General features: G+C 59.3%; 24 protein-coding genes. 7 read left to right on the top strand and 17 right to left on the bottom strand.

What is annotated here, in order from left to right; genetic code table 11:
• Positions 1-14: 14 nt before the first annotated feature.
• Positions 15-1,208 (bottom strand): aspartate aminotransferase family protein, encoded by a 1,194-nt coding sequence (locus KW403_RS10875; protein ID WP_223019513.1) that lies wholly within the window; start codon positions 1,206-1,208, stop codon positions 15-17.
• 374 nt (positions 1,209-1,582) lie between these two features.
• Here KW403_RS10875 and KW403_RS10870 point away from each other — a divergent pair, with 374 nt between their 5' ends.
• A complete protein-coding gene (locus KW403_RS10870; RefSeq protein ID WP_223019512.1) occupies positions 1,583-2,098 on the top strand; it encodes a GcrA family cell cycle regulator in 516 nt (171 codons plus the stop codon).
• Positions 2,099-2,136: 38 nt separating this feature from the next.
• On the opposite strand, the gene KW403_RS10865 is transcribed toward KW403_RS10870, so the two are convergent.
• On the bottom strand, positions 2,137-3,033 hold the full coding sequence (locus KW403_RS10865; RefSeq protein ID WP_246637963.1) for a LysR family transcriptional regulator: 897 nt from the start codon (positions 3,031-3,033) through the stop codon (positions 2,137-2,139).
• A gap of 119 nt (positions 3,034-3,152) precedes the next feature.
• On the opposite strand from KW403_RS10865, the gene KW403_RS10860 reads away from it, so the two are divergent.
• Entirely contained in the window at positions 3,153-3,539 is a 387-nt protein-coding gene (locus KW403_RS10860; protein WP_223019510.1) for a RidA family protein, read from the top strand.
• A gap of 62 nt (positions 3,540-3,601) precedes the next feature.
• Here KW403_RS10860 and phoU read toward each other — a convergent pair whose 3' ends face one another.
• On the bottom strand, positions 3,602-4,318 hold the full coding sequence (gene phoU, locus KW403_RS10855) for a phosphate signaling complex protein PhoU (RefSeq protein ID WP_223019509.1): 717 nt from the start codon (positions 4,316-4,318) through the stop codon (positions 3,602-3,604).
• 105 nt (positions 4,319-4,423) lie between these two features.
• On the bottom strand, positions 4,424-5,494 hold the full coding sequence (locus KW403_RS10850) for an ATP-binding protein (protein ID WP_246637746.1): 1,071 nt from the start codon (positions 5,492-5,494) through the stop codon (positions 4,424-4,426).
• Between the two features lie 278 nt (positions 5,495-5,772).
• On the opposite strand from KW403_RS10850, the gene ppk2 reads away from it, so the two are divergent.
• Positions 5,773-6,672 carry a polyphosphate kinase 2 gene (gene ppk2, locus KW403_RS10845; protein WP_223019507.1) on the top strand — a complete coding sequence of 300 codons (900 nt, stop codon included), beginning with the start codon at positions 5,773-5,775 and terminating at the stop codon, positions 6,670-6,672.
• On the opposite strand, the gene KW403_RS10840 is transcribed toward ppk2, so the two are convergent.
• Together KW403_RS10840 and KW403_RS19460 are read right to left on the bottom strand one after the other, a co-directional pair.
• Positions 6,649-8,586, bottom strand: coding sequence for a glycosyltransferase (locus KW403_RS10840; protein ID WP_223019506.1), 1,938 nt, complete (start codon positions 8,584-8,586; stop codon positions 6,649-6,651). The genes ppk2 and KW403_RS10840 overlap by 24 nt on opposite strands.
• Positions 8,587-8,830: 244 nt before the next feature.
• Positions 8,831-9,721 (bottom strand): helix-turn-helix transcriptional regulator, encoded by an 891-nt coding sequence (locus KW403_RS19460; protein WP_223019505.1) that lies wholly within the window; start codon positions 9,719-9,721, stop codon positions 8,831-8,833.
• A gap of 166 nt (positions 9,722-9,887) precedes the next feature.
• Between KW403_RS19460 and KW403_RS10830 the strand changes: the two genes are divergently transcribed.
• Positions 9,888-10,730: a transporter substrate-binding domain-containing protein gene (locus KW403_RS10830; protein WP_223022521.1), complete on the top strand. Its 843-nt coding sequence runs from the start codon at positions 9,888-9,890 to the stop codon at positions 10,728-10,730.
• Here KW403_RS10830 and KW403_RS10825 read toward each other — a convergent pair.
• The gene (locus KW403_RS10825) at positions 10,724-11,551 is read right to left on the bottom strand and encodes a sterol desaturase family protein (RefSeq protein WP_223019504.1); all 828 of its coding nucleotides are present in this window, start codon (positions 11,549-11,551) and stop codon (positions 10,724-10,726) included. The two genes, KW403_RS10830 and KW403_RS10825, sit on opposite strands and share 7 nt — an antisense overlap.
• Before the next feature lie 61 nt (positions 11,552-11,612).
• Positions 11,613-12,026 carry a tellurite resistance TerB family protein gene (locus KW403_RS10820; RefSeq protein WP_223019503.1) on the bottom strand — a complete coding sequence of 138 codons (414 nt, stop codon included), beginning with the start codon at positions 12,024-12,026 and terminating at the stop codon, positions 11,613-11,615.
• Between the two features lie 146 nt (positions 12,027-12,172).
• Here KW403_RS10820 and KW403_RS10815 point away from each other — a divergent pair, with 146 nt between their 5' ends.
• Positions 12,173-13,828: a lysine--tRNA ligase gene (locus KW403_RS10815; RefSeq protein ID WP_223019502.1), complete on the top strand. Its 1,656-nt coding sequence runs from the start codon at positions 12,173-12,175 to the stop codon at positions 13,826-13,828.
• A gap of 23 nt (positions 13,829-13,851) precedes the next feature.
• Here the strand turns inward: KW403_RS10815 and KW403_RS10810 are convergent, their stop codons facing one another.
• The 9 genes from KW403_RS10810 to phnF form a co-directional block, all read right to left on the bottom strand.
• A complete protein-coding gene (locus KW403_RS10810; RefSeq protein WP_246637744.1) occupies positions 13,852-14,397 on the bottom strand; it encodes a thermonuclease family protein in 546 nt (181 codons plus the stop codon).
• Positions 14,398-14,474: 77 nt separating this feature from the next.
• Positions 14,475-15,122, bottom strand: coding sequence for a S24 family peptidase (locus KW403_RS10805; RefSeq protein WP_223019500.1), 648 nt, complete (start codon positions 15,120-15,122; stop codon positions 14,475-14,477).
• 155 nt (positions 15,123-15,277) lie between these two features.
• Positions 15,278-15,844 (bottom strand): ActR/PrrA/RegA family redox response regulator transcription factor, encoded by a 567-nt coding sequence (locus KW403_RS10800; protein WP_223019499.1) that lies wholly within the window; start codon positions 15,842-15,844, stop codon positions 15,278-15,280.
• Between the two features lie 53 nt (positions 15,845-15,897).
• Complete coding sequence (locus KW403_RS10795) at positions 15,898-17,232, bottom strand: ActS/PrrB/RegB family redox-sensitive histidine kinase (RefSeq protein ID WP_223019498.1); 1,335 nt, start codon at positions 17,230-17,232, stop codon at positions 15,898-15,900.
• A 38-nt stretch (positions 17,233-17,270) separates the two neighbouring features.
• Positions 17,271-19,730 carry an ATP-dependent helicase HrpB gene (hrpB, locus tag KW403_RS10790; protein WP_223019497.1) on the bottom strand — a complete coding sequence of 820 codons (2,460 nt, stop codon included), beginning with the start codon at positions 19,728-19,730 and terminating at the stop codon, positions 17,271-17,273.
• Positions 19,730-20,371: an ATP-binding cassette domain-containing protein gene (locus KW403_RS10785; protein ID WP_378596395.1), complete on the bottom strand. Its 642-nt coding sequence runs from the start codon at positions 20,369-20,371 to the stop codon at positions 19,730-19,732. The genes hrpB and KW403_RS10785 overlap by 1 nt, the downstream gene beginning before the upstream one ends.
• A gap of 13 nt (positions 20,372-20,384) precedes the next feature.
• Entirely contained in the window at positions 20,385-22,064 is a 1,680-nt protein-coding gene (locus KW403_RS10780) for an ABC transporter permease (protein WP_223019495.1), read from the bottom strand.
• 48 nt (positions 22,065-22,112) lie between these two features.
• Positions 22,113-23,351 carry an ABC transporter substrate-binding protein gene (locus KW403_RS10775; protein ID WP_223019494.1) on the bottom strand — a complete coding sequence of 413 codons (1,239 nt, stop codon included), beginning with the start codon at positions 23,349-23,351 and terminating at the stop codon, positions 22,113-22,115.
• A 108-nt stretch (positions 23,352-23,459) separates the two neighbouring features.
• Positions 23,460-24,203 (bottom strand): phosphonate metabolism transcriptional regulator PhnF, encoded by a 744-nt coding sequence (gene phnF, locus KW403_RS10770; protein ID WP_223022520.1) that lies wholly within the window; start codon positions 24,201-24,203, stop codon positions 23,460-23,462.
• Between the two features lie 138 nt (positions 24,204-24,341).
• On the opposite strand from phnF, the gene phnG reads away from it, so the two are divergent.
• Together phnG and phnH are read left to right on the top strand one after the other, a co-directional pair.
• On the top strand, positions 24,342-24,809 hold the full coding sequence (gene phnG / locus KW403_RS10765) for a phosphonate C-P lyase system protein PhnG (RefSeq protein WP_223019493.1): 468 nt from the start codon (positions 24,342-24,344) through the stop codon (positions 24,807-24,809).
• Positions 24,809-25,417 (top strand): phosphonate C-P lyase system protein PhnH, encoded by a 609-nt coding sequence (phnH, locus tag KW403_RS10760; RefSeq protein ID WP_223019492.1) that lies wholly within the window; start codon positions 24,809-24,811, stop codon positions 25,415-25,417. Before phnG ends, phnH begins: the two co-directional genes overlap by 1 nt.

The raw sequence follows: 25,417 nt of genomic DNA, 5'->3' as shown, positions 1-25,417 counted from the left end.
TCTCCCTGGTTTTCTCAAGCATCGGCTTTTTCGGTCGCCCTCACGGCAGCGGCGGCATCGTGGATGCGTTTCACGGCCTCGCGGACCTCACCTTCTGTGATGATCAATGGTGGCAAGAGCCGAAGCACGTTGTCGCCAGCCGGTACCACGAGCATTTTCTGATCGCGCAGCGCTTCCAGAAGGCGCAAATTCTGCACCTTGCATTTGATGCCGAGCATGAGCCCTTCGCCACGAACGCCCTCTATGATGTCCGGGAACTCATCGGCGACGGCAGCGAGGCTCTGCTTGAACTGGAGCCCTTTTTTGCTGATGCTTTCCATGAAGCCATCGGCGAGAACCACGTCCAGAACCGCATTGCCCACGGCCATTGCGAGCGGATTGCCGCCGAACGTCGTGCCGTGGGTGCCGGGGGTCATGCCCTTCGCGGCTTCCGATGTGGCAAGACACGCGCCGAGCGGGAAGCCGCCGCCAATGCCCTTCGCCACGGCCATGAGGTCGGGTGTGATCTCCGCCCACTCATGGGCAAACAGCTTACCCGTACGCCCAACACCGCTTTGCACCTCGTCGAGAATGAGGAGCAGCCCATGGCGATCGCAAATTTCGCGCAGCCGTCTCAGGGATGCGTTGGGGATCGGGCGAACCCCGCCCTCGCCCTGAATGGGCTCGACAAGGATTGCCGCCGTCTCGGGACCAATCGCTTTCAAAAGCGCTTCGGCATCGTCAAACGGAACCTGGTCGAAGCCCTCGACCTTCGGGCCAAAACCTTCGAGGTATTTTGCTTGCCCGCCAGCGGCGATGGTTGCCAGCGTACGGCCATGGAAGGCGCCTTCGAAGGTGATCACGCGATAGCGCTCCGGCTGCCCATTCACATGGTGGTAGCGCCGCGCTGTCTTGATGGCGCACTCCAGCGCCTCTGCGCCGGAATTGGTGAAAAACACCTTGTCGGCAAAGCTGTTTTCGGCCAGCCGCTCTCCGAGCCGAACCTGACCCGGGATCTCGTAGACATTGGAGACGTGCCACAGCTTGCCCGCCTGCTCCGTCAGCGCGGCGACAAGATGCGGATGGGCGTGCCCCAGCGAGTTGACCGCAATGCCAGCTGCGAAATCCAAATAGCGCTCGCCATCGGCGGTCTCTATCCAGCATCCTTCGCCACGTTCAAACGCCAATGGTTGGCGCGCATAAGTTCCATAAAGCGCAGATTCACGCATCCACACGGTCTCCGCTGAGCCTGAGATTGGTTTCCGGTCCGAGCACACACGGGCACGGAAGAATGAAATCAAAATGCCGCCCAAGGGGCGGCACTCGTGCGATTTATCGGTTGTTTCCGCTTGGCTGTCAACGCACGCAGGAACGACAGCTCAGTGACAGCAAAAACCAGCAAATTGGGGAAAACCCCAAAAAGCGAATCAGCTTACGGTAAGGACTCTTGTCACGGAGTCTTGCGATAAGGTAGTTTCAGCCCAAGCAAAAAGACTACATTTTGTGCGGCGGACCACATCTACCATGATCATATGGTGCTCCCTCGGCTTTGGCTGGGCGAGATTGGATTCGGATTCCGCACGCTGGACAGGAGCGTGTCCCGATGAACTGGACTGACGAAAGAGTCGAAACCCTGAAGAAATTGTGGGCGGAGGGCCTGAGCGCAAGCCAGATCGCTGCACAGCTTGGCGGCGTCAGCCGCAATGCCGTTATCGGCAAGGTCCACCGCCTCAAGCTGTCCAGCCGGGGCCGGGCGACCAGCCCGCGCACACGCCAGAAGAAGGCAGCGCCCGCGACCCAGGGCACGACGACGACACGCCGCCCCCGCAATACCCGACCGACCACGGTCAGCGTTGGTGCGACGGCCCTGCAGGCTCAGTTTGACGAGGAGCCTGTGGCTCGGACCTATCTTCGCCCGACAGAAAACGTGGTGGTCCCGATCTCGCGCAAGCTTGAACTGGTGCAGTTGACCGAGACGACCTGCAAATGGCCGAACGGTGACCCTCTTTCCGAGGATTTCAGCTTCTGCGGCAATGAAGCGGGCGAGAACGGCCCTTACTGCACCTATCACTCCCGCCTTGCGTACCAGCCGGCGTCGGAGCGGCGCAGGAGCCGCTGAACCTATTCTTCTCTTCCCTCTGGACTAACCCGGCCGGCTTACTCTGCGGCCGGGTTTTCTTTGTCGATCGATCGAGCCATCTTCGAAAGCGCCGCACACCACCATTGCCAGGCGGCTTCCTCGGCGGCGCTCCGTCGTTTGCGGGCACGAACCAGGCGAAACTGCCCATAGGGGAGAAGCGGCCCATCCAGTCTCTGCAGAAGACCCGCGGCCAGTTCACGCCCAAGCAGGCTTATATTCGCAAGAAGAACTCCCTGGCCGCTCAATGCCGCCTGAACGGCATGCGCTTCATCCGAAAACCATGCGATCCGACCGGTATCGAGACGCCCAAGACCAGCCTCCTGCCACCACTTTTCCCAATCAGGCGCTTCGGGGTGAGGTGACATCCATTCAAACGCCAGAAGCGGCGCGTCGCGGACGCTCAGAGGATAAAGAGACGGCGCCGCCACAGGCGCAAACCTGCCGGGGGCAAGATCAAAGCTTTCGAGGTTTCGATCGCTGCTCCGCTGGAACCGGACTGCAAGATCGGCTTCTCCGCCCGACAGGTCGACCACATCGTCGGACGCCAGAATACGCCAGCCCTGCTCGGGAAACGCCGCCCGGAACGCACCCACCTGCGGCGCAATCCAGAACGTCGAGACGGCCATGGTCGCCGAAACCACGAGAGAACTCCGTGAAAGATCCCGCTGGACCGCATCCAATGCATCGGCGATCCGTCCAAATGCTTCCTCCAGCACCGGATAGAGCCGAACGCCTTCCCGGGTCAGCGCAATGCTCCGCACATGGCGCTCGAAAAGATCACAACACAGTTGCTCTTCCAGCTTTCTGATCTGATGACTGACGGCTGTTGGTGTCACATTGAGTGCATGGGCCGCTTTTTTAAAGCTTCCCCAACGCGCAACTTCGACAAAAGTGCGCAGCGCGGGCAACGGCATCCAGGGCAAGGCGGCCTCCATATAGATGAGCAGAATTCATTTATATGCTGAGAATTCACCTTTTGTCACAGTGAGGTAGCTGCGTCATAGCTGATGTATAACTCAAATGGAGAACAGCCATGACACTCAAGCAAATCCAGACCGAACCTGATCCTTATGCGCCCTACCTTTTGTCTCAAGGAATTCAGGCCGGCAATCTGGTCTTCATTTCCGGGCAAGCTGGCTATGGCGATGACGGCAAGATCGTCGAAGGCAACTTTCTCGCGCAAGGCCGTCGCGCTTTCAAAAACCTGCAACGCGCACTCAAGAGTGGAGGGCTGGGTTTCGGCGATGTCGCCAAGGTCACCATTTTCGTGACCGACATGCAGAATTTCGCTGATGTGGTCACTTTGCGGCGGGAGTTTTTTTCCGCACCCTACCCCGCCGACAGCATTCTTGAGGTGAAAGCTCTCTACACCCCCGAAGCAATGATCGAAATAGAGGCCATCGCCATCGCAAACGCATGACGCAGCCTACCAGCGCACGCTCCGCCGTGCGCTGGACCGCGTTCTCCGGCATCAAGAAATTCCTAAGCCTCGGGATCCGCGATGACGCTGTGGCTTTGATCTTCCTTTGGACGCTCCAGCGGCAACTGGCGTCCTGTCACGATGTGGTGCACGGTCTCGGCGATGTTGGTCGCATGATCGCCGATACGCTCGATATTCTTGGCGCAAAAAAGAAGATGCGTACAGGCAGTGATGTTGCGCGGGTCTTCCATCATATAGGTGAGAAGTTCGCGGAAAAGCGACGTGTACATCGCGTCGATTTCCTCATCCCTGTCGCGCACGAAGCCGATCCGCTCGACGGATCGGGAAGCATAAACGTCGAGCACTTCTTTCAGCTGGGTGAGCGCCAGGCTGGCCAGCGCTTCCAATCCGCGAAAGAGACGAACCGGTTGCTTGCCCTCTGTAACGGCCACAACTCGCTTGGCGATGTTTTTGCCGAGGTCGCCGATACGCTCAAGATCCGAAGAGATGCGGATCGCGCCCACAATCTCACGCAGGTCATCTGCCACCGGCTGGCGTTTGCCGATAATGATGACAGCCCGCTCGCCGATCTCCCGTTCCTTGGCGTCGAGAAATGCGTCGTCCTCCACCACTTTCCGGGCGAGACCTGAATCTGACTGAACCAGTGCGGCAACGGATTCGGCAACCATGCGCTCTGCATACCCACCCATCGCTGCGATCTGATCCGACAGGTAATTCAATTCATCGTCGAAGGACCGCATCGTATGATGGTTCTGCATTTTATCATTCCTTTTCAGCCAAACCGGCTTCACCGTTTCCCACCCCTATTATGTGATTGTGATGGCGGGAAAATGAAGGTCGCGCAACCCTGCGCAAGTGCTCTCTCAGGCGCGCTCCCCACCGACATCGGATGGTGGAACCGGTGGAAAGTGCACCATAAACACAGCGCCGTTGCCGGCTTCCGACCTGACCGACAATCGAGCATCATGCCGCGTCAATATATGCTTTACGATCGACAAGCCGAGGCCGGTCCCCTTCTGCGTGCGGCTGGTTTCCACGTCGACACGATAGAAGCGCTCGGTGATGCGGGGAATATGTTCTTCGGGAATGCCTGGCCCAAAATCCCGCACCGTGACCCGCACTTCGTCCATGGGGCTTGCCTGATCCGCTGAAACGACAATCCGTTCGCCCGAACTGCCATATTTGCAGGCATTCTCCAGCAGGTTTTCGAACACCTGGACCAGTTCATCGGAATGACCGGCCACCAAAAGCGGCGTATCGCCAAGCTCGGAGACGATCTCGACCCCGTTTTCACTGGCGATATGCCGCATGGATTCGATCACCCCTTTCACCAACACCACCACGTCCAGCTGAACATTCGGCTTTTGGTAGGGCTTCATTTCCAGGCGTGAAAGCGAAAGCAGATCATCAATCAGCCGCGCCATACGCTGGGTCTGGTTCTGCATGATCTGCAGGAAACTATCTCGGGCCGCGGGATCATCGCGTGCGGGGCCGCGCAAGGTCTCGATGAAGCCGGAAACAGAGGCAAGAGGCGTGCGCAGTTCATGGCTGGCATTCGCGATAAAGTCCGCGCGCATCCGATCAATCCGACGCGCCTCGCTCTGATCTTTGAACATCAGCACATAAAGGCCGGTGTCGTTTCCGATCCGGCTAGCCACCACGCGGTAGGCGCGCTCCACCGGAACACGTTCGGCGTAGTTGATCGCAGTCGATTGCTCCTCGCCCGATATGACACGACTGACCAGCTCGTGCATCTCGGGTGCACGGAACTTCAGCCGCAGCGATACGCTTTTTGCTACGGGCCCAAAAGCGAGGTCGGCAGCTTCGTTGGAGTAGAGAATGCTTCCGCCAGCGTCGAAAATGTAAAGCGGATCGAGCACCGCCGCTGCCAAATAAATGGCGGGCAGGGAGTCAATGTCACCCCGCGCCGTCAAGCTTTTCTCGCCGTGTTCCTGAGGAGAGTCGCGCTTCACAAAAGCATGGAGAGCCCGCACAAGAGGTGTTCCGCTCTGCGTGATACGCCGAAGAACCTTCCCCTGCCCTACTTCCCGTTCTTCATCACTCATACCACCAACCAACCTTGCCCCCTCGGGCGCCAACACGCGGCACCGGGGTTCGTTTCCTGAAGACTTGTTGTCGCTTTGCCGTCGCCGCTGGACCTTGTATCAAGCTGCAAATAGCATGGACACTCCCACGGTTCAGGATCGATTTTATGAACAAGCCTCTGGATAACCCCGCCCTGAAGGAAATCGAGCCCTTCAAGCTGACACTGTCAGGCAAGAAACGCGAGTTCGATATAGACGATCCGGACCTGCCAGACTGGATAAAAGACAAGGAACTGACGGCCGGCGGATATCCTTGTGACGAAAAGCTCGACAGGGACGACTATGAAGAGCAGCTAGAGGCCCTTCAGGTAGAACTCGTCAAGCTCCAGGCCTGGATGCAGAAAAGCGGTGCCCGGGTCATGGCTCTGTTTGAGGGTCGGGACGCTGCAGGCAAGGGCGGCACGATTTCGCGCATTCGCGCCTATCTCAACCCTCGCACCGCTCGCAATGTTGCCCTGCCAAAGCCGAGCGAAACCGAGCGGGGACAATGGTATTTTCAGCGGTATGTTGCACATTTCCCCACCAGCGGGGAGTTGGTCACCTTCGATCGGTCCTGGTACAACCGGGGCGGCGTGGAACCGGTGATGGGCTTCTGTACACCGGCCCAACACGAGCAATTCCTGGATGAAACCCCTGATTTCGAACGCGCGATCGTCAATGACGGAATTCACTTCTTCAAATTCTGGCTGAATATTGGCCAGGAAACGCAGCTTGGGCGGTTTCATGACCGACGGCACAGCCGGCTCAAATACTGGAAATTCTCGCCGATGGACGTGGCCGGCATAAAAAAATGGGACGACTACACCCGTATGCGCGACATCATGCTCGAACGCACCCACAGCGCCCATGCGCCATGGACGGTCGTGCGCGCAAATGACAAACGGCGGGCACGTCTCGCTGTCATTCGCCGCATGCTCCTGTCAATTCCCTATGACGGTCGTGACCTTGAGGCGATCGGTCAGGAGGATCAACTGATCATCGGATCAGGCCCCGGGTTTCTGGAGTGAAGCCGCGGACTGGTGGCGCCTTTTGTGTGGCGTCTTTTCCCAATGATGGGGATTCCAATAGAGTTGCCAGACACAACGCCAGGCGGCGATCGACATCAGGCACCAGTAAGCCGGGGTCCATAAAACGCGCTTCCAGAAGCCCGGCCTCTCGGTTTTCTGAAGCGTGGACCAGCCCAGCATCAAGAATGCGCCATGGCCTAGAACCACATTCACGGTATCGATGATCAACAACCAGCCTTCCACAGGCCTGAACTCACCACCAAAAAACCAGAAAACACCGATGCCGAGCGCGGTGGCCCAGAACACACTATAGGCCAGCGCCGACAACACCATGCCTGCGAACAGAACCTGCATGATCAGAAAGGATGGCAACCCGACTTCGCGCAGTGTTGCGAGAGGATTTCGCATGTGGACAAGCCAAGTCTGAACCCAACCTTTGAACCAACGTGTACGCTGAGGCAACCACGTGCGAACATCTGTCGGTGCATCCTCCTGAGTGGCATTGCAGATTACGTCCGTGCGGTAACCGAACCGACAAAAGCGAGCGCCCAGATCCGCATCTTCCGTCACATTATAGGGGTCCCATCCGCCAGCGGCCTCAAGGGCTGTCCGCCGGAAGTGATTAGACGTGCCACCCAAAGGCATCATGTACCCACGCCGGGCCAGCCATGGCAGAACCGCTCGGAAGAGTGCTGAGTATTCAAGAGCGAACATCGACGACACCCAGCTTTCGCGTCGATTGGAAATGCTGAGAGGCGCCTGCAAACAGGCAAGCTGCTCGTCCGCGTTGCGGAAAGCATGCCAGGCTTCAACGAGTTGGAACGGGTGTGGGCGATCCTCGGCATCATAGAGGGCGACGAAGGTTCCCGAGCTCATCGGGATTGCATAAGACAGCGCTTTCGGCTTGGTGCGTGGGCCTCCTGCAGGAACTTCTATGACCTCGATATAGGGGCGTAATTCCTGCGCGCGCAGAGCTGCCAGTGTCTCACCATCATCCTGCTCGCAGACCAGCTTGATCTCCAGCTTCGCACGGGGCCAGACGATCTTGCCGAGCGCGATCAGCAAATCGGGGACAATCTCTGCCTCCTTGTACAGCGCAATCAACACCGAATAGACAGGCATTTCCGCCGGTCGCACGGTTGCGATAGACGGCTCCGCACGAACGCCCCCACCAATCCGAATGATGACTCTCAGAAGAACGCAGGAGAAAAAAGCCAATGAAAACAGGCTGTGCAACACGAGGAGTGTTAGCCAAGGCGCGAACATGGCGGCAAAGACCAAGGAAACTAGGGTAGCCCCAAGCACGCCCCCCTGCCATGCGTTCGCGACGAAGCGCGCCGACATCTCCGGTGCGATGGAAAACAGTTTTTCCGTGGCGATGCGCATAAGCGCCTTTTGAGACCGCGCCGAAATAGCGTCCCTCAACACGGTGGGTTGCACCAGTCGAACCCGTGTGGACGCGCGAGGATAGCGCTGCACGAACGATATCAAGGCCGGAATGTTCAGCTTGTCCGGAGCAATGAGCACTACAGACAGCCCACGCTCGTCAACAATCAGGCTCACACGAGCCCCTCCGCGTTGTCCAAGTGCGGCGAGACCCTGTTTCTCACGCATCACAAGCGCATTCGGGTCCACCCGTTGAACAAAGTCCAAACCGAGATGTTGCGCAAGCGCTAGAAACAGCGCCCGTTCGGACACCAGACCGGACGACAAAAGTTCCGTCTGGAAGCAGACTCCAGCCATTCTGGCCCGTGCGCCAATCCGGTATGCCTCATCTTCGTCGACGGAAAGGCTTTTCAGGATCGGAAGCCAATCCTCAACAGCGGACGGAACCGCTATCCCGGGTAACTCATGCCCTTCGGTTGCTTCCCCGGAGTTGCTTGCAACGGCCTGACCTTCGGAGAGGTGATCCATGATCGATCATCCCATCAGATGATCAACCTACATGCCAAGCTCGTCTTTTCGACCAAACCTGTATCGTCTTGAGCAGACCTTTGAACAATCCCGAAGCTTCCAACTGAAATTCCACGCACCGGTAGGAAATTACACCCCATAACCCCCAACTCCCCGCCAAATTTCAACTATAGCATCACAATACCTTATTTTCACAACTTATGTAAGAATTTACCGAATGTGTGTGATCCGATGTTTTTTGCTGTCAATTGAGAATGCCACAACGAATGGCCTCAGCGACTGCATGAACACGATTTGAAGCGCCCAGTTTCGTTTTCGCGTTGAGAAGATGTTTTTCTGCCGTGTGCTCGGAAATCCCAAGTATCTGGGAGACTTCCCACTCCGACTTTCCAAATGCGGCCCACTGCAGACACTCCTTTTCGCGCGGTGTGAGACGCGGTGTTTCGCCCTGCCGATACAGTGCGTGGCCGGGACCGATTTTCTCTCGCGCGCGCTTGATCGTTTCAGTCACCTCGTCTTCTGTGACGTCAAGCTGCTCGGCGATTTCCGCGACCGATCGGCCACGGACCGTGAGATGCAAACACTCCTTTTCCAAACCCTCAAGTTCCGCAAAGCGATTCTTGCCGCGCAAACTCAATGCGTGCGCAATCGCGAAAGATGAAGCAAACCAGAGCATCTGCAATTCGGAATGAGAAAGCTCAACCCGTTCGCCGCCCAAGGACATGAAGATCTGAACTCCCTCAAGGGTGTTGAACCACATGGCGATGCCGTCAGCGAGCCTGAACTTACGCGCCTCGCTCAAAAGCATTGACGCTTTGGGCGATGCACCGTGTGCCTCCAGAATGTCTCGCCACAAAACGGCATTCCCGGTTTGGCGGACATGGTTTACGATGGGGTCATGAAAGATGTAGTTGCACGACACATAGCGGTCGACCCATTCAGTTGGCCAATTGCTGAGCACGACATGCCCCACCTGATCGCAAGCTGTCGTGCCTTTTGCGGGTAATGTGCCGGCGCAAACCGAGTGAAGACCATAGTGTCCAGTAAACGAGATAAGTGTATTGCAGATCGCAAGGGAGCTTCGGGTCTTCTGAATTTGTTCAATAAGGGCCCGCGTCTTTCCAAAGTCGAACATATGTATTCGTCCCCACCGCCATGCCGTCCCCCGCGCAGAATTTTAACGCGCAACTCGGCGACTTTATACCGTCATGAAGGAAGAATATAACTATGTTGAAGAGCATCCCACAAAACATTGTTTTCAAGAAACTTCCAACATATTTGCCGGCTATGTGGTCAAGGCAATGAAGTGGTCTGCTTTTTTTATCGCAATTGCGCTGTTCTTCTTTCACCTGACGCAGTTCACCATTGCGCAGGACGCAGCCCCTCCAGGTTTCTGGGAACCCAAGCAACGGCAATCGAAGCCGGACCTTTCTGCGTTGGCGAGATTGCGCTTCCTCACCACGGTCGATTTCTTTCCGTTCAACTATCTGGATGCTGAGAACCGACTCAGCGGCCTCCATATCGACCTCGCCCGCGAGATCTGTTCTGAGCTTGAGATGGCGGAACGTTGCCAGGTGCAGGCTTTGCCGTGGAATGAACTCGATACAGCTATCGAGAACAGACAGGGCGAGGCGATTATCGCAGGGATGGCGATCACTGCCGAAAACCGGGAGCGCTACCTGTTTTCGCGCCCTTATTTACGCTTCCCGGCACGGCTCGTCACCCGAAATGGCGAGGCGCTGGCTGAGCCGCTTTACACAACCATCGCGGGAAAACGGGTCGGAGTCATCGGCGCGAGCGCTCATGAGATGCTCTTTCGCGATCTATTCCCGCAGGCACAAAGCGTTGTTTACAGCCGGGCCGACTGGTTGTTTGACGATCTGAAATCAGGCAAGATCGATGGTGTTTTCGGTGATGGTGTAAAATTGAGTTTCTGGCTTGCCAGCCGGGAGTCGGAGAATTGTTGCACCTTCGCGGGCGGACCTTATCTGGCTCCCGAATATCTGGGTCAGGGTCTTGCAATCGCCGTACCACGCGATATGCCGCAGCTTGCTCAAGCCATCGACTTCGCCCTCCACAACATTGATACAGGCGGGCGCTTCACGGATATATACCTGCGCTATTTTCCTCTTGGTTTCTACTGATCCCTTCGCAACGCGCGAAATGGCAGCGCCAGCATCCAAGCAAGCTTCGCCGTGAAGGTGCCGCGGTAGGCGGAAAGCCCAATATTCATGTTCTCATGGCCCAGTTTCGGTTGGGCGATATATGTGTCGAACAAACGATCCCAAAACGGGAAATTGAAGCCGTAGTTGGAATCCGTCTCCTGCCTGATCGTGGAATGATGGACGCGATGCATATCCGGGGTCACCACGAGCTGCCGAAGCGCGCGATCAAGCCTGGGCGAAAGCTTCACATTCGAGTGGTTGAACATCGACATGCCGTTCAAGACAATCTCGAAAACCAGAACGGATAAAACCGGCGCGCCAAGTAGAATGACAATGATCGCCTTCCAGACCATCGAAAGAAGGATTTCGAGAGGATGGAAGCGCAGACCGGTGGTCACATCGAAACCATTGTCGGCATGATGCATACGGTGGATTCGCCACAGAACCGGGATCTTGTGGCTGGCAACATGTTCAAGCCAGACAGCGAAATCGAGCACAATGAACGAGACCATCCCCGCGAGAACCGGGTGGACGCCAAGAATACCCTGGAAGAGGCCCAGACCGCGCGCTTCTGCCCAGAGCGCAGCCCCCACGGCAGCCGCCGGGAAAACCACCCTGAGCATCACCGATGAAATGAGGACCATGGAGAGATTGGCAAACCACCGGCGCGATTTCAGCGCACCGGTCATCTCCGGTCTTTCCAGACGCGGCGACCAGAGCTCATAAAGCCCCATGGCTGCAAATATTCCGATGAATGCGAAGAGGCGGATTGCCGCTTCGGAAAACAGAAACGAGGTCATGGCGCCATTATTCTGCAAAGCCGATCAAACGCCAGTCACATGCGCTTGAGCGGACACCCGGTCAGGCGAGTGTCCGCTTGCGTGCCTGAACCGTTCGTTCGATGGCCGCGGCCACGAGAGGCTCGAGTTGCAGTCGGCTGCGAACAATATGGAGCATGCGCTTTTCTTCAGGCTCGACATGCATGTCGGCAGCGGCAACCTCAACCGCCAGCGCATAGGCTGTGTCGTGCAATTTCGCCGGCACGGTGTCGCGCACGGCATTCAGAATGCGATCGAGACCGGTGTCCTCCTGGAGTATCTGCTGGCACTGACGTGCCACCTCGATAATGCGGTTGTCGTCAAACTCGCGAAACACCGGCCAGGAACGGATTGTGTCGCCAATAATGGCTAGCTCGGCATCGGTCATGTCCCTGTCAGCGGCCGACATGACGACCATCAAATAGATCAGGGCTTCGTGGGCGGTCGGCTCGGCCATTTCAATCTCCGCTGGCAGAACAATAGAGCCTGAAGGTAGGTAGCCGGGCGACTTGTCGCAATGAAAAATCACCGCTTCGATTGACGCACCGCGTGAGCCGCCTTACAGGCATTGCTCTTGATGAAACCCAAACCTTGGAAAGCGACATGACGACGGCAAGCCGAGACGCGCTTGAATTGACGCCTGAAGTGATGGAGGCAGCGGCCGAGAGCAAGGCCTGGCCCTTCGAAGAGGCGCGCAAGATCGTCAAACGCTACGAGGGCACCAGCTTCCCGGACACCGTCCTGTTCGAGACGGGCTATGGCCCTTCCGGTCTGCCGCATATCGGCACCTTCGGCGAAGTGGCCCGCACCTCCATGGTGCGGCACGCGTTTCGCGTGCTCACCGAGGACAGGATCAAGACAAAGATCCTGTGCTTCTCCGACGATATGGACGGATTGCGGAAGGTCCCCGACAATGTGCCCAACAAAGAGATGCTGCGCACCCATCTGGGCAAGCCGCTGACCAAAGTGCCCGATCCGTTTTCCAACGAGTATCCATCCTTTGGCGCGGCGAACAATGCGCGGCTGCGGGCTTTCCTCGACCAGTTCGGCTTTGAGTACGAATTCGCCTCTTCGACCGAGTATTACGCTTCGGGGCGTTTTGACGAGATGCTCCTCACCATGCTCGAGCGTTATGATGCGGTCATGGACATCATGCTGCCATCACTTCGCGAGGAGCGAGCGCAAACCTATTCGCCCTTCCTGCCGATCCACCCGAAGACGGGCGTGGTGATGCAGGTTCCTCTGGAAGAACGTAAGGTGGACGCCGGGACCATCGTCTGGCGTGACCCTGATAATGGCGAACTGTTTGAGACGGCCGTGACCGGAGGCCATTGCAAGCTGCAATGGAAGCCCGACTGGGCGATGCGCTGGGCAGCCCTTGGGGTGGATTATGAGATGTCCGGCAAGGACCTGATCGACAGCGTCAAGCTTGCCGCGCAGATCTGCACGGCCCTCGGCAAAAAGCCGCCGGAAGGGTTTAATTACGAACTGTTCCTGGACGAGAACGGCCAGAAAATCTCCAAATCCAAGGGCAATGGTCTGACCATCGACGAATGGCTTTCCTACGCACCGACGGAGAGCCTTTCCCTATACATGTTCCAGAAGCCGAAGGCCGCGAAGAAGCTTTATTTCGACGTGATTCCGCGCGCGGTGGACGAGTATTACACGTTCCTGTCAGCCTACGACCGGCAGGACTGGAAGAACCGGCTGGGCAATCCGGTCTGGCATATCCATGATGGCACACCTCCGGCTATGGCACTTCCGGTGCCGTTTGCGCTTCTGCTCAATCTCGTCAGTGCGTCAAATGCACAGAACACGGATGTCCTGTGGGGCTTCATCTCGCGCTATGCGCCCGGTGTCACACCGCAGACGCATCCCGAACTCGATCGCCTTACCGGCTATGCGCTCCGCTATTTCGAGGATTTCGTGAAGCCGTCCAAGGCCTTTCGTGCACCCGACGATGTCGAACGCGAAGCGCTGGCGGGCATCAACGACGCACTTGCAGCCCTGCCGGCGGATGCCGATGGCGAAGCAATCCAGAATGCCATTCTGGATGTGGCCCGTAGCAACGAGCGTTACCAGGATCACAAGCGCAAAAGCCCGAACGGCGGACCCGGCGTTTCGGTCGCCTTTTTCCAGATGCTCTACCAGGTGCTTCTGGGCCAGGAACGGGGGCCACGCTTCGGCTCCTTTGCAGCCCTCTACGGGATCGCAGAAACGCGCGCCCTGATCACCGCAGCGCTGGACGGCGAGCTCTAAGCCTCGTCGTCTCCAGCGCCAGTTCAAGAACCAGACGGCCCGCCACTGAATATGCCCTTGCCGGCATCGCGGGCCGCGTTTTCTTCTGCCGTGTAGGGGCCTTCCGTCTGGGACAGAGCCCAACCGTTTTCCACCAACCACGTCCCGACGTCGTAGCCTGCAAGCGAACAGCGCATCGGCTGATCATCCTTCTCCTCCTCAGCGCCAGTTTCCGCCGCCTCTTCGGCGTGGCACTCCAGTGCGCGCCCGCGCAGCCAATACCGAAAAGCCGTGCGGGCACGCTTGCCACAGGGCCATGCTCCGCCGTCAATTGCATCACAAACCTGATCAGGCGCGATAACGCGGATGCCGGCAATGGTGATGGTATGTCCTTCGGACTCAAACACGCCAGAAGCGATCGCTAATGGCCGGTAGTAGAGAGTATCCTGAGGCTCTGGTTCGGGTGCGGGTGCTCCCAGCTCGCTCAATGGGGTACGCGGGTCCGCACGTCTCAGCCCAGTGGCGTCGATTGGCGGTGGGGCCACGAGCTCGGGAGCGATGACACGGGGTTGGCGGGCTTCCTGAGCCATTACAGCGCTGGACCCCACGGGCGCCCATAACACAGTGCCGACCAGAAGCGGAATGCAGCAACGTACGCTTCCGCGGATCACTGACTTGCCCAGATGATGCGCGCCATCCACTCCATCTGCGCTTTTTCCAGCGTGCGATTGGGATGATCTGGATTGAGAGAAAGCAGCTCCACCTGCCGGCTCGTCTGACGCAGGAGAACCTTTGCCATAACCTCACCCCCCGCAGTCTTGACCACCACGCGATCGCCGCGGCGCATGCGCGCGGTCGGGTCGACGATCAGCGTATCCCCGTCACGATACAGCGGCATCATGGACTCTCCCTGCACCTGAAGAGCATACGCCCCCTCATGCGCCTGCCCTGGCAGATCGACGTGCTCCCAGCCCTCTCCCAACGGAAATCCCGCATCGTCGAAAAAACCACCGGCGCCAGCCTGGGCAAAACCGATCAGGGGAACGCTCGACGGAGGTTGCTCATAGGGTTCGGATGGTTTGCCATCACGCTGTAACAGCGCGACGAACTCCCAAATCGTGGTGCCGGTCGCATCCATGATTTTCGAAAGGGATTCTGTCGATGGCCAGCGTGGCCTGCCGTCAGATGAAAGTCGCTTGGATTTGTTGAAGGCAGTCGAGTCCAAGCCTGCCTTCCGGGCCAGGCCGGAGGCGGAAAGCGAGTGACGCACAGCCAGTGCGTCTATGGCTGCCCAAACCTTGTCGTGCGAAAGCACGCTGCTCATCCTTCCGGGACCGTGAAACAGGAAAAAATACCTGTTTCCTGTTTTACCGTTGGTTCTGGGACTTGTCCATAAACCCATGTTAGCCTACGGGCTGCAAAATCCCGGGCTCAGCTTCGGTTCCGGCATCAAAATCAGCCCGAGGAACCCTAGCGTGGTGCACGCTTGGCAAGAATACGCTGCAGGGTGCGCCGATGCATGTTCAGCCTGCGTGCCGTTTCCGAAACATTCCGATCGCACATTTCGTAGACACGCTGGATATGCTCCCAGCGCACACGGTCGGCGGACATGGGATTTTCCGGCGGAGCAACCTTCTCACCAGCCTGACGGGTGAGTGCCGCGTAGATTTCATCCGCGTCTGCGGGTTTGGCCAGATAATCGACCGCGCCAAGTTTAACCGCAGTGACTGCAGTCGCGATGTTTCCATAGCCGGTGAGGATGATCGTTCTGGAGTCCTTGCGCTTTTCCCGAATGGTAGCCACCACGTCGAGGCCATTGCCATCGGCAAGCCGCATGTCCACTACGGCGAAAGCCGGCGGCGCCGCTTTGGCGTGTGCAATGGCTTCCTCGACGCTTTCAGCCGTTGCAACGGTGAAGCCACGACTCTCCATCGCCCGCGCCAGGCGCGTCAAAAACGGCTTGTCATCATCGACGATGAGAAGGGAGCGGTCTTCACCCAGGGCCGCTTCCGGGTCTTCCACGGTGTTGCTTGTCATATCCGGCACGTTCAGCACATCACTTTTCCTGGAATCTTTCTAACCGAAATCCGTCAGCTTTCCAATTTAGGACTCTTTTCGCCTGAATCCAGATTATCCTCTGGCACAACGAAGACTGAGCGGGGCCAGATGACTTCTGCGAATGCACCCTTGCCCTTTTCGGCGAGGTTCCCGAAGCGGATCTGCGCGCCCGAACGCTCAAGGAGCGTCTTGGCAATGAAAAGGCCAAGTCCCAATCCACCGCCGCTGCTCACACCTGCCGACCGCTTCGACATATAGGGCTCTCCGATCCGGTCGAGGATTTCCGCCGGAAATCCATTGCCGTCGTCAATCACGAGAAGGCCCACTGCCTCGCTATCCCAATGCCAGCGGATCGTTACGCTTTCACGCGCAAAATCCACGGCATTCTCGACGAGGTTGCCGAGCCCGTAAATGACACCCGGATTGCGCCGGCCCACGGGCTCCGGCCCTTCCGTGGCTCCAGGCTCGAAACGAATGTCGATCCCGAAATCACGATGCGGTGCGGCTGTTTCTTCGATCAGTGAGGTGAAGGGCTGGCGCGCCATATGGGCCTCACCCTCGGTGGAAAGGCTGGTCAACTGGCGTAGAATTTCCCTGCACCGCTCACTTTGCGTGCGCAGCAGCGTGACATCCTCGCTAAAGCGTTCATCCTTGCCGAGCGCACGTTCCATCTCTCGTGCCACCAGCGCGATGGTGGCAAGCGGCGTGCCCAATTCATGTGCTGCAGCCGCTGCCAATCCGTCCAGCGCCGAGATGTGCTGTTCGCGCTGCAACACCAGTTCGGTCGCAGCGAGCGCATTTGCAAGCAAACGCGCTTCCTCCGCCACCCGGTAGGCGTAGACACCGGTAAACGCGATGCTCGAAACGACGGCAATCCACACGCCGATGATGTAGACCAGAGGCATGACGAGTTCTGTGCCGGAAAACCATGGCAATGGTCTGTGAAAGAAAGCCAAGGCGGTGGTGAGCGCCACCACAAGCACGGCCAGCAATGTGGTCCAGCGCAAAGGCAAAGACGTGGCCGAGATTACGACCGGGACCGTCATCAGCAGCGAGAACGGATTGGTCAGTCCGCCAGTCATGTAAAGCAAACCCGCCAACTGGAACGCATCGAAGGTAAGGATGCCAAGCGCTGCAAGCGGCGTCATCCGGTGCGCGGCCGAATAGCGTATCGCCAAATGCACGTTCAGCCAGGCTGAAGCAGCAATCAGTGCAAAACACTGACCCACCGGCATCGGGAAATCGAGGCCGAACGCGACAACGATCACCGCTGCACTCTGGCCGATGATCGCCAGCCAGCGCAGTTTGATCAACGTGTTGAGCCGCAGGCCGTGGCTCGGATCGTGGGCTCGGATGTCTTCAAGCATGGCGGGGTTATGGGGGAAGTCTGCCCCCACTCCAAGCGTTATTTTTTGCGCGGTTTGGCGCGATGTGTCGCGGTTGCGTTTGCCGGATCTTCCGGCCAGATATGTTTGGGATATCGTCCGCGCATGTCGGCGCGCACATCCGCCCACGAGCCGGACCAGAAGCCGGGCAAGTCGCGTGTGGTCTGGATCGGTCTGTGGGCCGGCGACAAAAGTTCCAGCTTGAGCGGTATGCCGTCCGCCACCGTTGGGTGATGTGTCAGCCCGAAAAGCTCTTGCACGCGGATTGCCAGCACCGGCCCCTCCGCTTCGTAGCGGATGGGCACGCGGCTGCCTGAAGGCGCGTCGTAATGGCTAGGTGCCATCTGGCCAACGCGCCTTTGGAATTCGTGCGGCACCAGCGAGGTCAGCCCTTCGCGCAAGCTGTGAGGCGCCAATTTAGCAAGCGACGCTTCGCCGGTGAGAAAAGGGAGAAGCCAATCATCAAGCCGCTCGAGAAGTGCTTCGTCCGACATGTCCGGCCAAGGATCACCTTTTGCCGTGTGGAGCCATGCAAGTTTGCCCCGCAGGGAATTTGTTTCCCTGTCCCATGGCAGGAGCGCAAGTCCGTTCGCCCTCACAGCCTCGACCATAGCACGGTCGGCTTCGTCTCCTGATGGCGGTGGAAGCCCTTGCTCGACCAAAATGAGCGCGCCAAGACGGCGAACCCGCCGCTGACGCAACGATCCCGAGGCACGATCAAACCGTGTCTCCGTGAGGTCTTCGATGTGATGCCCGAGAGCGGCAATCATCTCGTCTTCGTCAATTGCCGCTGCCTGGGCGATGCGTGCGTTCTGCGCCCGTCCCTGAAGATCAGCCACCACGAGATAGTTCGCGCCGGCTAGTCGCTCTTCCGGCGCCAACACGCCACCGCGGCCATTGGCCATGACGAAATGCCCGTGTGCGCCGCGGGCTTTGGCAACGCGGTCTGGCCATGCGTGGATCAGCAGCGTCCCCGCTTGCAATGCCTCAGCGGATCGTGCGCCACCCGCCGTTTTGGCGAGCCGCGCGGCCAATTGGCGCGCTTGCTCTGCCCGTCCGCCCCGCTCCCTGCGGAAGCGATGCAAACGGTCGTCCAGATCGACGGACCGGCCACCAAGACCACGCTCGGAGAGGACAACGGCGAGTTCGGCGGCGGCGAGCGCATGACCATCTTCCGCCGCACGCGCCACCATATGCGCCAACCGCACCGGCAACGCGAGCTTTCGCATCGCCTCGCCCGAAAGTGTGAGACGACCGTTGTCATCCAGAGCTCCGAGCCGCTTCAAAAGGCTGCGCGCCTCGGCAATCGCCGGTGAAGGCGGAGCATCGAGGAAGGAGAGGGAAGCCGGGTCGCTGACACCGAAAGCGGCACAGTCGAGGAGCAGGCCCGAAAGATCGGCCTCCAGGATTTCAGGCGGTGTGAAAGCGGGCAGGGCCGCCGTTTGCTCGGCGCGCCAGAGCCGAAGCGCGATGCCCGGCGCAGTACGCCCCGCGCGGCCAGCGCGCTGATCAGCTGAAGCGCGCGAGACGCGCACCGTCTCCAGCCGCGTGAGACCCGTTGAGGGCTCGAATTTCGGCAGGCGCGACAGGCCGCTGTCGATCACCACCCGCACACCATCGATGGTCACCGAGGTCTCCGCAATGGCGGTGGCCAAAACCACCTTGCGCCGGCCTTCGGCCGGGGGCCGGATGGCGGCATCCTGTGCCCGCCCGTCGAGACCGCCATAAAGCGGTGTGATGTCCACATCGCCGGGCAATCGTCCGACAAGGCGCTCCGCCGTTCTCTCGATCTCGCGCTGTCCGGGCAGAAAGGCGAGCACACTGCCCTCTTCCTCCGCCAGAACCGCGCGCACCGCACGCGCCATCGTGTCCTCGACGGCCTCGCCGGCGGGCCGTTCCGCATAGCGAATTTCAATGGGAAAGCTGCGGCCTTCGCTCTCGATCACCGGAGCATCACCCAGAAGCGCGGCAACCCGCGCGCCGTCGAGCGTGGCCGACATCACCAGAAGCCGCAAGTCAGGCCGAAGCGCGGCCTGCGCATCAAGTGCCAGCGCGAGCGCGACATCGCCATCGAGCGAGCGTTCATGAAACTCATCGAACAGCACCGCCGCGATACCCGAAAGTTCAGGATCCTCAACGATCATGCGGGCGAGGACGCCTTCCGTCACCACGAGAATGCGGGTTCGGGCGGAGACCTTACGTTCCATGCGCATGGCATAGCCGACTGTCTCGCCCGGCTCCTCACCAAGGAGTGCCGCCATGCGGCGAGCTGCGGCCCGCGCGGCAAGCCGGCGCGGCTCCAGAAGCACGATGCGCCCGCGCGAGGCCCATTCGGACTCCAGAAGCGCAAGCGGCGCAAGCGTTGTCTTGCCCGCCCCGGGCGGCGCGACCAGCACTGCCTTGCCATGGGTCTCCAGTGCGATAATGAGCGCCGGCAGCACTTCCGTAACCGGCAGATCGGGCAGTTTCAGCCCCTTCATCACGCGCCAACCCGAACGATGTCGCCGCCAGCGGCCTCAGCGTCTGCCTCGTCATGGGTGACCAGAAGCACCGGTAATCCGCTTTCGCGCGCCTTGGAAAAGACGAGTTCACGGGTCTGCGCACGAAGATCCGCATCGAGCTTGGAAAAAGGTTCGTCCAGCAGCAAGGCGCGCGGTGACGATGTGAGCACCCGCGCCAGCGCCACCCGAGCCTTCTGCCCGCCGGAAAGCGTTGCTGGATCCCGGCTTTCAAGTCCGGCAAGGCCGACACCCTCCAGTGCCTCGGCAACGCGCGCCACCCTTGCTGCACGACCGCGCACCGCCTGCGGCAGCGCAAACATAAGATTGCCGCCCACACTCATATGCGGAAAGAGAAGCGGGTCCTGAAAAAGCACCCCCATATGCCGGTCTTCGGGCTTGAGGGCGGTTACCTCGACGTCATCAACGAGAACCCGCCCCTCAGCCCGAAACACCGGGTCGAGAAAGCCGCCAATATAGGCAAGCAACGTGGATTTTCCGGCACCGGAGGGGCCCATGACCGTCAGCACGTTTCCAGGCGCCACCCGTCTGGTCAGCGAAACGATTTCTCGCTCTGCCAGCGTGATTGTCACCTGATCGATGAGGAGTCCTGTTTCCGTCAATGTCGGTTTCCGTTCAAACATGCATGTCGCGGTACCGGCGGAATATCAGCGCCGGCACGATTGTGGCAACGGCAAAGCCCGCGGCCGGCAATACCATCTGCATGAACGCATAAATGCCGATCACGCGGCGATTGCCGCCGGAGGCTAGCGCTACGGCTTCCGTCGTGATGGTGGTTAGCCGACCGGCACCAATCAGGACTGTGGGCAGGTAGAGCCCGATAGAGACGGAGAACCCGATGGCGGCGACCGCGAGCAGTGGCCGCGTCATCATCGGCAGCCGGACCAGGAAAAAGCGTCGTGCGGCTCCTTGTCCAAGCCCCGCAGCGATCTGGTCGTATCGGCGATCGAAGGCGCGCCAGGGATCCCTGAGGCTGAGCCAGGCATAGGGCAGGACAAAGACGAGATGAACGAAGACAAGGGCGATCCACGTCGCCTCAATCCCGACAAGGATGAAGAAAAGCTGGAGTCCGAAGAGGAATGCCACCTGCGGCACGAGAAGTGGCAGGTAGAGCACGGTCAACGCACCGCGCCCTGCCGATCTGGAGGTTTCATCCTCACGCGCAAAACACAGAACCGCGATAACCACGGCAATGAGTGTCGAGACGACAGCCACCGAGAGTGTGGTTGCCAACGGATCCATCAGATTGGGAAGGACACGCTTCCAGTTGCGAACTTCAAAGCGCGCGGGCAGGAGGTCGGGATACTGCCAGAGCCCGGCAACAGACCAGAGCGCAAGCGCCGCCATGCCAATGAAGATCGCCCCTGCGGAAACGAGCATCACGACCAATACGCCTATTCGCAGCGCGCTGTCGCTCCGATACCGTCGCCCCGCGCAGGCAAGACGCTCGCGAAGGAACGCGCCGAACTTCTCCAGTCCCATCCAGATCACGATTGCAGTCGCCGTGACGCCCAGTTGTAGAACGGCTCCAGCCGAAGCGAGGAACCGCATGGAAAGGTCGGGATCGTTCATCCAGCGCACCAGCCGAACCGCCAGTGGCGCCGGTGTGGTCGGCCCCAGGATGGTGGCCACATCGACCACCGAGGTGGCGAAGGCGATGACGGCGAAGACCGGAAGCCGGATCTGCGGGTAGATGGAGGGCCAAAGGCCGAAAACAAAGCCGGAAATGCGCCCATACCCCATCGAAGCAATCAGTGCGCGCGTGCGGGCCGGCTTTACCAGCGGCAGCGCTGCGAGAGTGACCAGCAGCAGAAACGGTATTTCCTTCACGATCAGCCCCGTCATCATGGAAAGGCCCATCGGATCATGCACGATCAGGAGATCGGGCGGGCGCTCCCAGCCGGTCAGTTCCGGTGAGATCAGCCGCGCGATCATGCCCGACGGCGCAATCAGAAAAGCGAGCGCGAATGCTGCGCCGGCATGCGGTACGGACAGCAGCGGCGAAATCAGATGCTGCATGCGCATGAAAATTCGCGTGCCACCCCAGGCCGCTGTAAAGAGCATCACCGAAACAATCGAGAAAGCTGCTGTAACGAGCCCCACCACCAGGCTCATCACCGCCGACGAGAGGATCGCCGGCTCTGCAAGAAGCTGCCTGAATGGTGCCAATTCGAACATCGTGCCGCCCAGTGCCGGCAGATAACCAAAGGCCGGCAACAGAGTGCCCGCCAGTCCGAACACAACCGGCACTGTGAGAAGTACAATGGCGAGAATGGGGCCGAGACGGGTCAGCATGGATTCGAAGACCTGAAGCCTGGCCGGGACAACGGCCCGGCAACCAAGCTAATTGCCAACTCCATAGCGACGCTTCCACTCGGTTTCGATATGTTCCAGCCAACTTGGATGCGGCTCGTCCAGCGCAGGACCAAGTTCGTCAGGACGCAGCGTGGCAACACCAAGGTCTATGGCATCGAACCGGGCGCGATCTTCTGCCTCGAGCTTGTCAATTGCAAGGACCGTAGGGTCGCCCCAGATGGCCGGGTCCTGCTTGCGCGCCTGCGCCTCTGGCGACAACAGGAAATTGGCTGTCACCAGCGCTCCCGCTTTTGCAGACGCATTATAGGGAATGGTCAGAAAATGCGTGTTGGACAAAGTGCCTTCGGGAAAGGTGAAGGAACGCACCGTTTCGGGCAGCTCACCATTGGCTATCGCATTGGAGGCTTCGGCGGGGTTGAAGGCGAAGATGATGTCGAGCTCCGCATCCGCCAGAAGCTGTTTCATCGCCGGGTAGTTTTGGGGATAAGCGCGGCCTGATCGCCACATGACCGGGTTCAACGCATCAAGATAATCGAACAGCGGCTTTGTGACGTCCGCGAAGGAATCTTCCTCCACCGGCCTGAGCAATACTTCAGGGTCTTCGACCGTCTCGGCAAGCACCTGCTTGAGGAATGAAGACCCTATGAAATCCGGAGGCTGCGGATAGGAAAATCGACCAGGATTCTCTTTCGCCCATGCCAGCAGACCATCTGCATCCTGTGGCAAGGTGCTCACTTCCGTGCGTTCGGAATCATAGAAGAACACGAGTTTCGCCATGCCCCAGGGGCTTTCCAGCCCTTCCACCGGCACCGTGAAATCCGTACGTATCGTCGGTTTGTTCTCGACGTCCACATAGGCCCAATTGGGAAGTTTTTCCGCCCAGCCGGGCGACAAAATCAGCCCCTGTCGCTTCATGGCGGCAAAATTCTCGCCATTGATCCAGATCAGGTCGACCGTACCTTCTTCATCACGCCCGGCCGCCTTTTCTGCCACCACGGTGGCCACGGCGCTGGCCGTGTCTTCCAATTTCACGTGTTTGAGCGTGACGCCGTAGCGATCCTTCAGCGCAGCGCCGGCCCACTCGATATAGGCGTTGATGTTCTGCGATCCGCCCCAGGCATTGAAATAGACGGTTTCGCCACGCGCATCTTCCAGTACAGATGGCCAATCCTCAGGATTGAGCGTTTGCGTATCCGCGCTTGCCACGACCGAACCAAGCGCCAACATGGATGCCGATAGAAAAAACGCCCGCACGTGCCACCTCATTGCGATCTTCATTGGAATGGGCCGATAGAGCACACCGTCGAATGGCAACGCAACGCAATCCATATCGCGCCTCGGTCACTTCACGGTGAGGTGGAGGTGAAGTCGACCTCAGCTGCAATCCACCTTGCCGGCGCCGGGAATGTGCAGTTCGATCCGGTCAGCCGCAAAGCGTGTCTCGGAAGATTGAACGGGGCAGCCATCCGTATCAACATTGACGGCGTTGGTGACAATGACGATGGCTCCAGGAGATAAATTGAGATCCCTGAGATCCCCCGCATCGGCGTGCCGAGCCGTTACCGTGGTGGAAGAACGCAGGTAATCTGCCAGTCCCAACTCTCTGAACGACGCGGTGATCGAACGTGTGCGCTGGAAGACCTCGGCCATGCCCTGAAAACGATCGGCGTCAAACCAGCTCCTTGCTCGAGACACGGGCCGCCCATCGACCAGAGACCGCGTTTCCAGCCGGATCACCGCCGCTCCGGGCGCGAGGGCGAGCGCCCTTGAAACCTCTGACGATGCCTTCTCGATTGCATGATCGAGGAGCTCTGCCCGCAGACCGCGCGACTGCCCGGCCAACCCTTCGGAGAACCGCGTTCGATTGCGGATCGGATAAGCCAGTCTTTTTCGTCCCTCCACGAAGGTTCCCCGCCCCTGCTCGGCTCTGAGAACGCCCTCCTGCACCAAAGCCGCAATGGCGGTGCGCACCGTGTGACGATTGACACCGAAACGCGCGGCAAGGGCCATTTCGGGTGGCATCCTGCCGTCGCTGCCGAGCACGCCTTCGCCGATCTCTCGCCGCATCCGGTCGGCGATCTGCCGCCAGAGCGCGATGCCGCTGCGCCGCTCGATCATAGGATCACTTGCCTGTGTCAAGAACTGTTCTCCCCAGCGGAAATGTCATCAACACGTCATGGAAACCCGCTAGGCAGAAAACATAATATGTTTAGTTGTCTAGAGCAATAGACAAATTTGAACGATAAGGATGAAACCATGGTTTCACGACAGGACAGGCGGGCGGCAAGCGAACAAAGGCGCGAGGCGATGGCCGTGCTCGCAATAGCGAACAAGGATGATCTGATCAGCCTTTGGGAAAAGGCCGGATTGCCCGATGATGCAAGGACATTGCGCGGACCGGAAACCGGCCTCGTGACGGTGCGCGGTCGAATGGGCGGTGGGGGCGCCGCCTTCAACTTCGGTGAGGCCAGCGTGACGCGCGCAACGGTCAAACTGCCAAGTGGAGAAGTAGGTCACGCCTACGCGCTTGGCCGCGAGAAATCGAAAGTACGGGTCGCTGCGCTCATCGACGCGTTGCGTCAGAAGCCGGGCCTGCAGGAGGAGATAGAACGCAAGATCCTCGCGCCGTTGCGCGCAAGCCAAACCGCAGCCGATTCCCTGCGACGTTCCGAAACCGCCGCCACCAAAGTCGATTTCTTCACAATGGTTCGGGGAGAGGACTAATGCTTGATTCCATCGCCATCGAAGGCGGCTTCCAGGATCCCGTGTTCGACGCTCAGACGATTTTCCGCGTGATCATGCAGGCCATGGCAGAGCCCGGCACGGTTCACCAGAATATTGCGCTGTCCAAACCACCCGCACCGCTGACGCCCGAGGCCGCTGCAGTCGCGATCGCGCTCTGCGACCAGGACACCCCGTTGTGGCTTGATCCGTCACTTGCCGCCGAAGACGCCGTTCGGGCATGGCTTGCATTCCACACGGGGGCTCCGCTCGCAAACACGCCAGCCGACGCGCATTTTGCCTTTTCCGCCGATCCGGAACACCTGATGGGGTTGGAGAACTTCGCGCAAGGTTCACAGGAATATCCCGACCGCTCGGCGACACTGGTTCTTCAAGTGAATGATCTTTCGGGCGGCGAGGAACTTGTCCTGAAGGGACCGGGGATAGAGAGCGAGGCGCGCCTTGCACCACATCCCTTGCCCCGACACTTCGTCCGCCAGTGGATGCAGAACCATGCCCGGTTCCCGCGTGGTGTCGATGTCATCCTCGTCAGCCGCGAGGGTCTCGCCGCCCTGCCTCGCTCCACCCGCATCACCAGCCAGGAGGCCTGA

The sequence above is a fragment of the Nitratireductor kimnyeongensis genome (assembly GCF_019891395.1).
Lineage (GTDB): Bacteria > Pseudomonadota > Alphaproteobacteria > Rhizobiales > Rhizobiaceae > Nitratireductor > Nitratireductor kimnyeongensis.
This window is presented reverse-complemented; position numbering and strand designations above follow the sequence as displayed.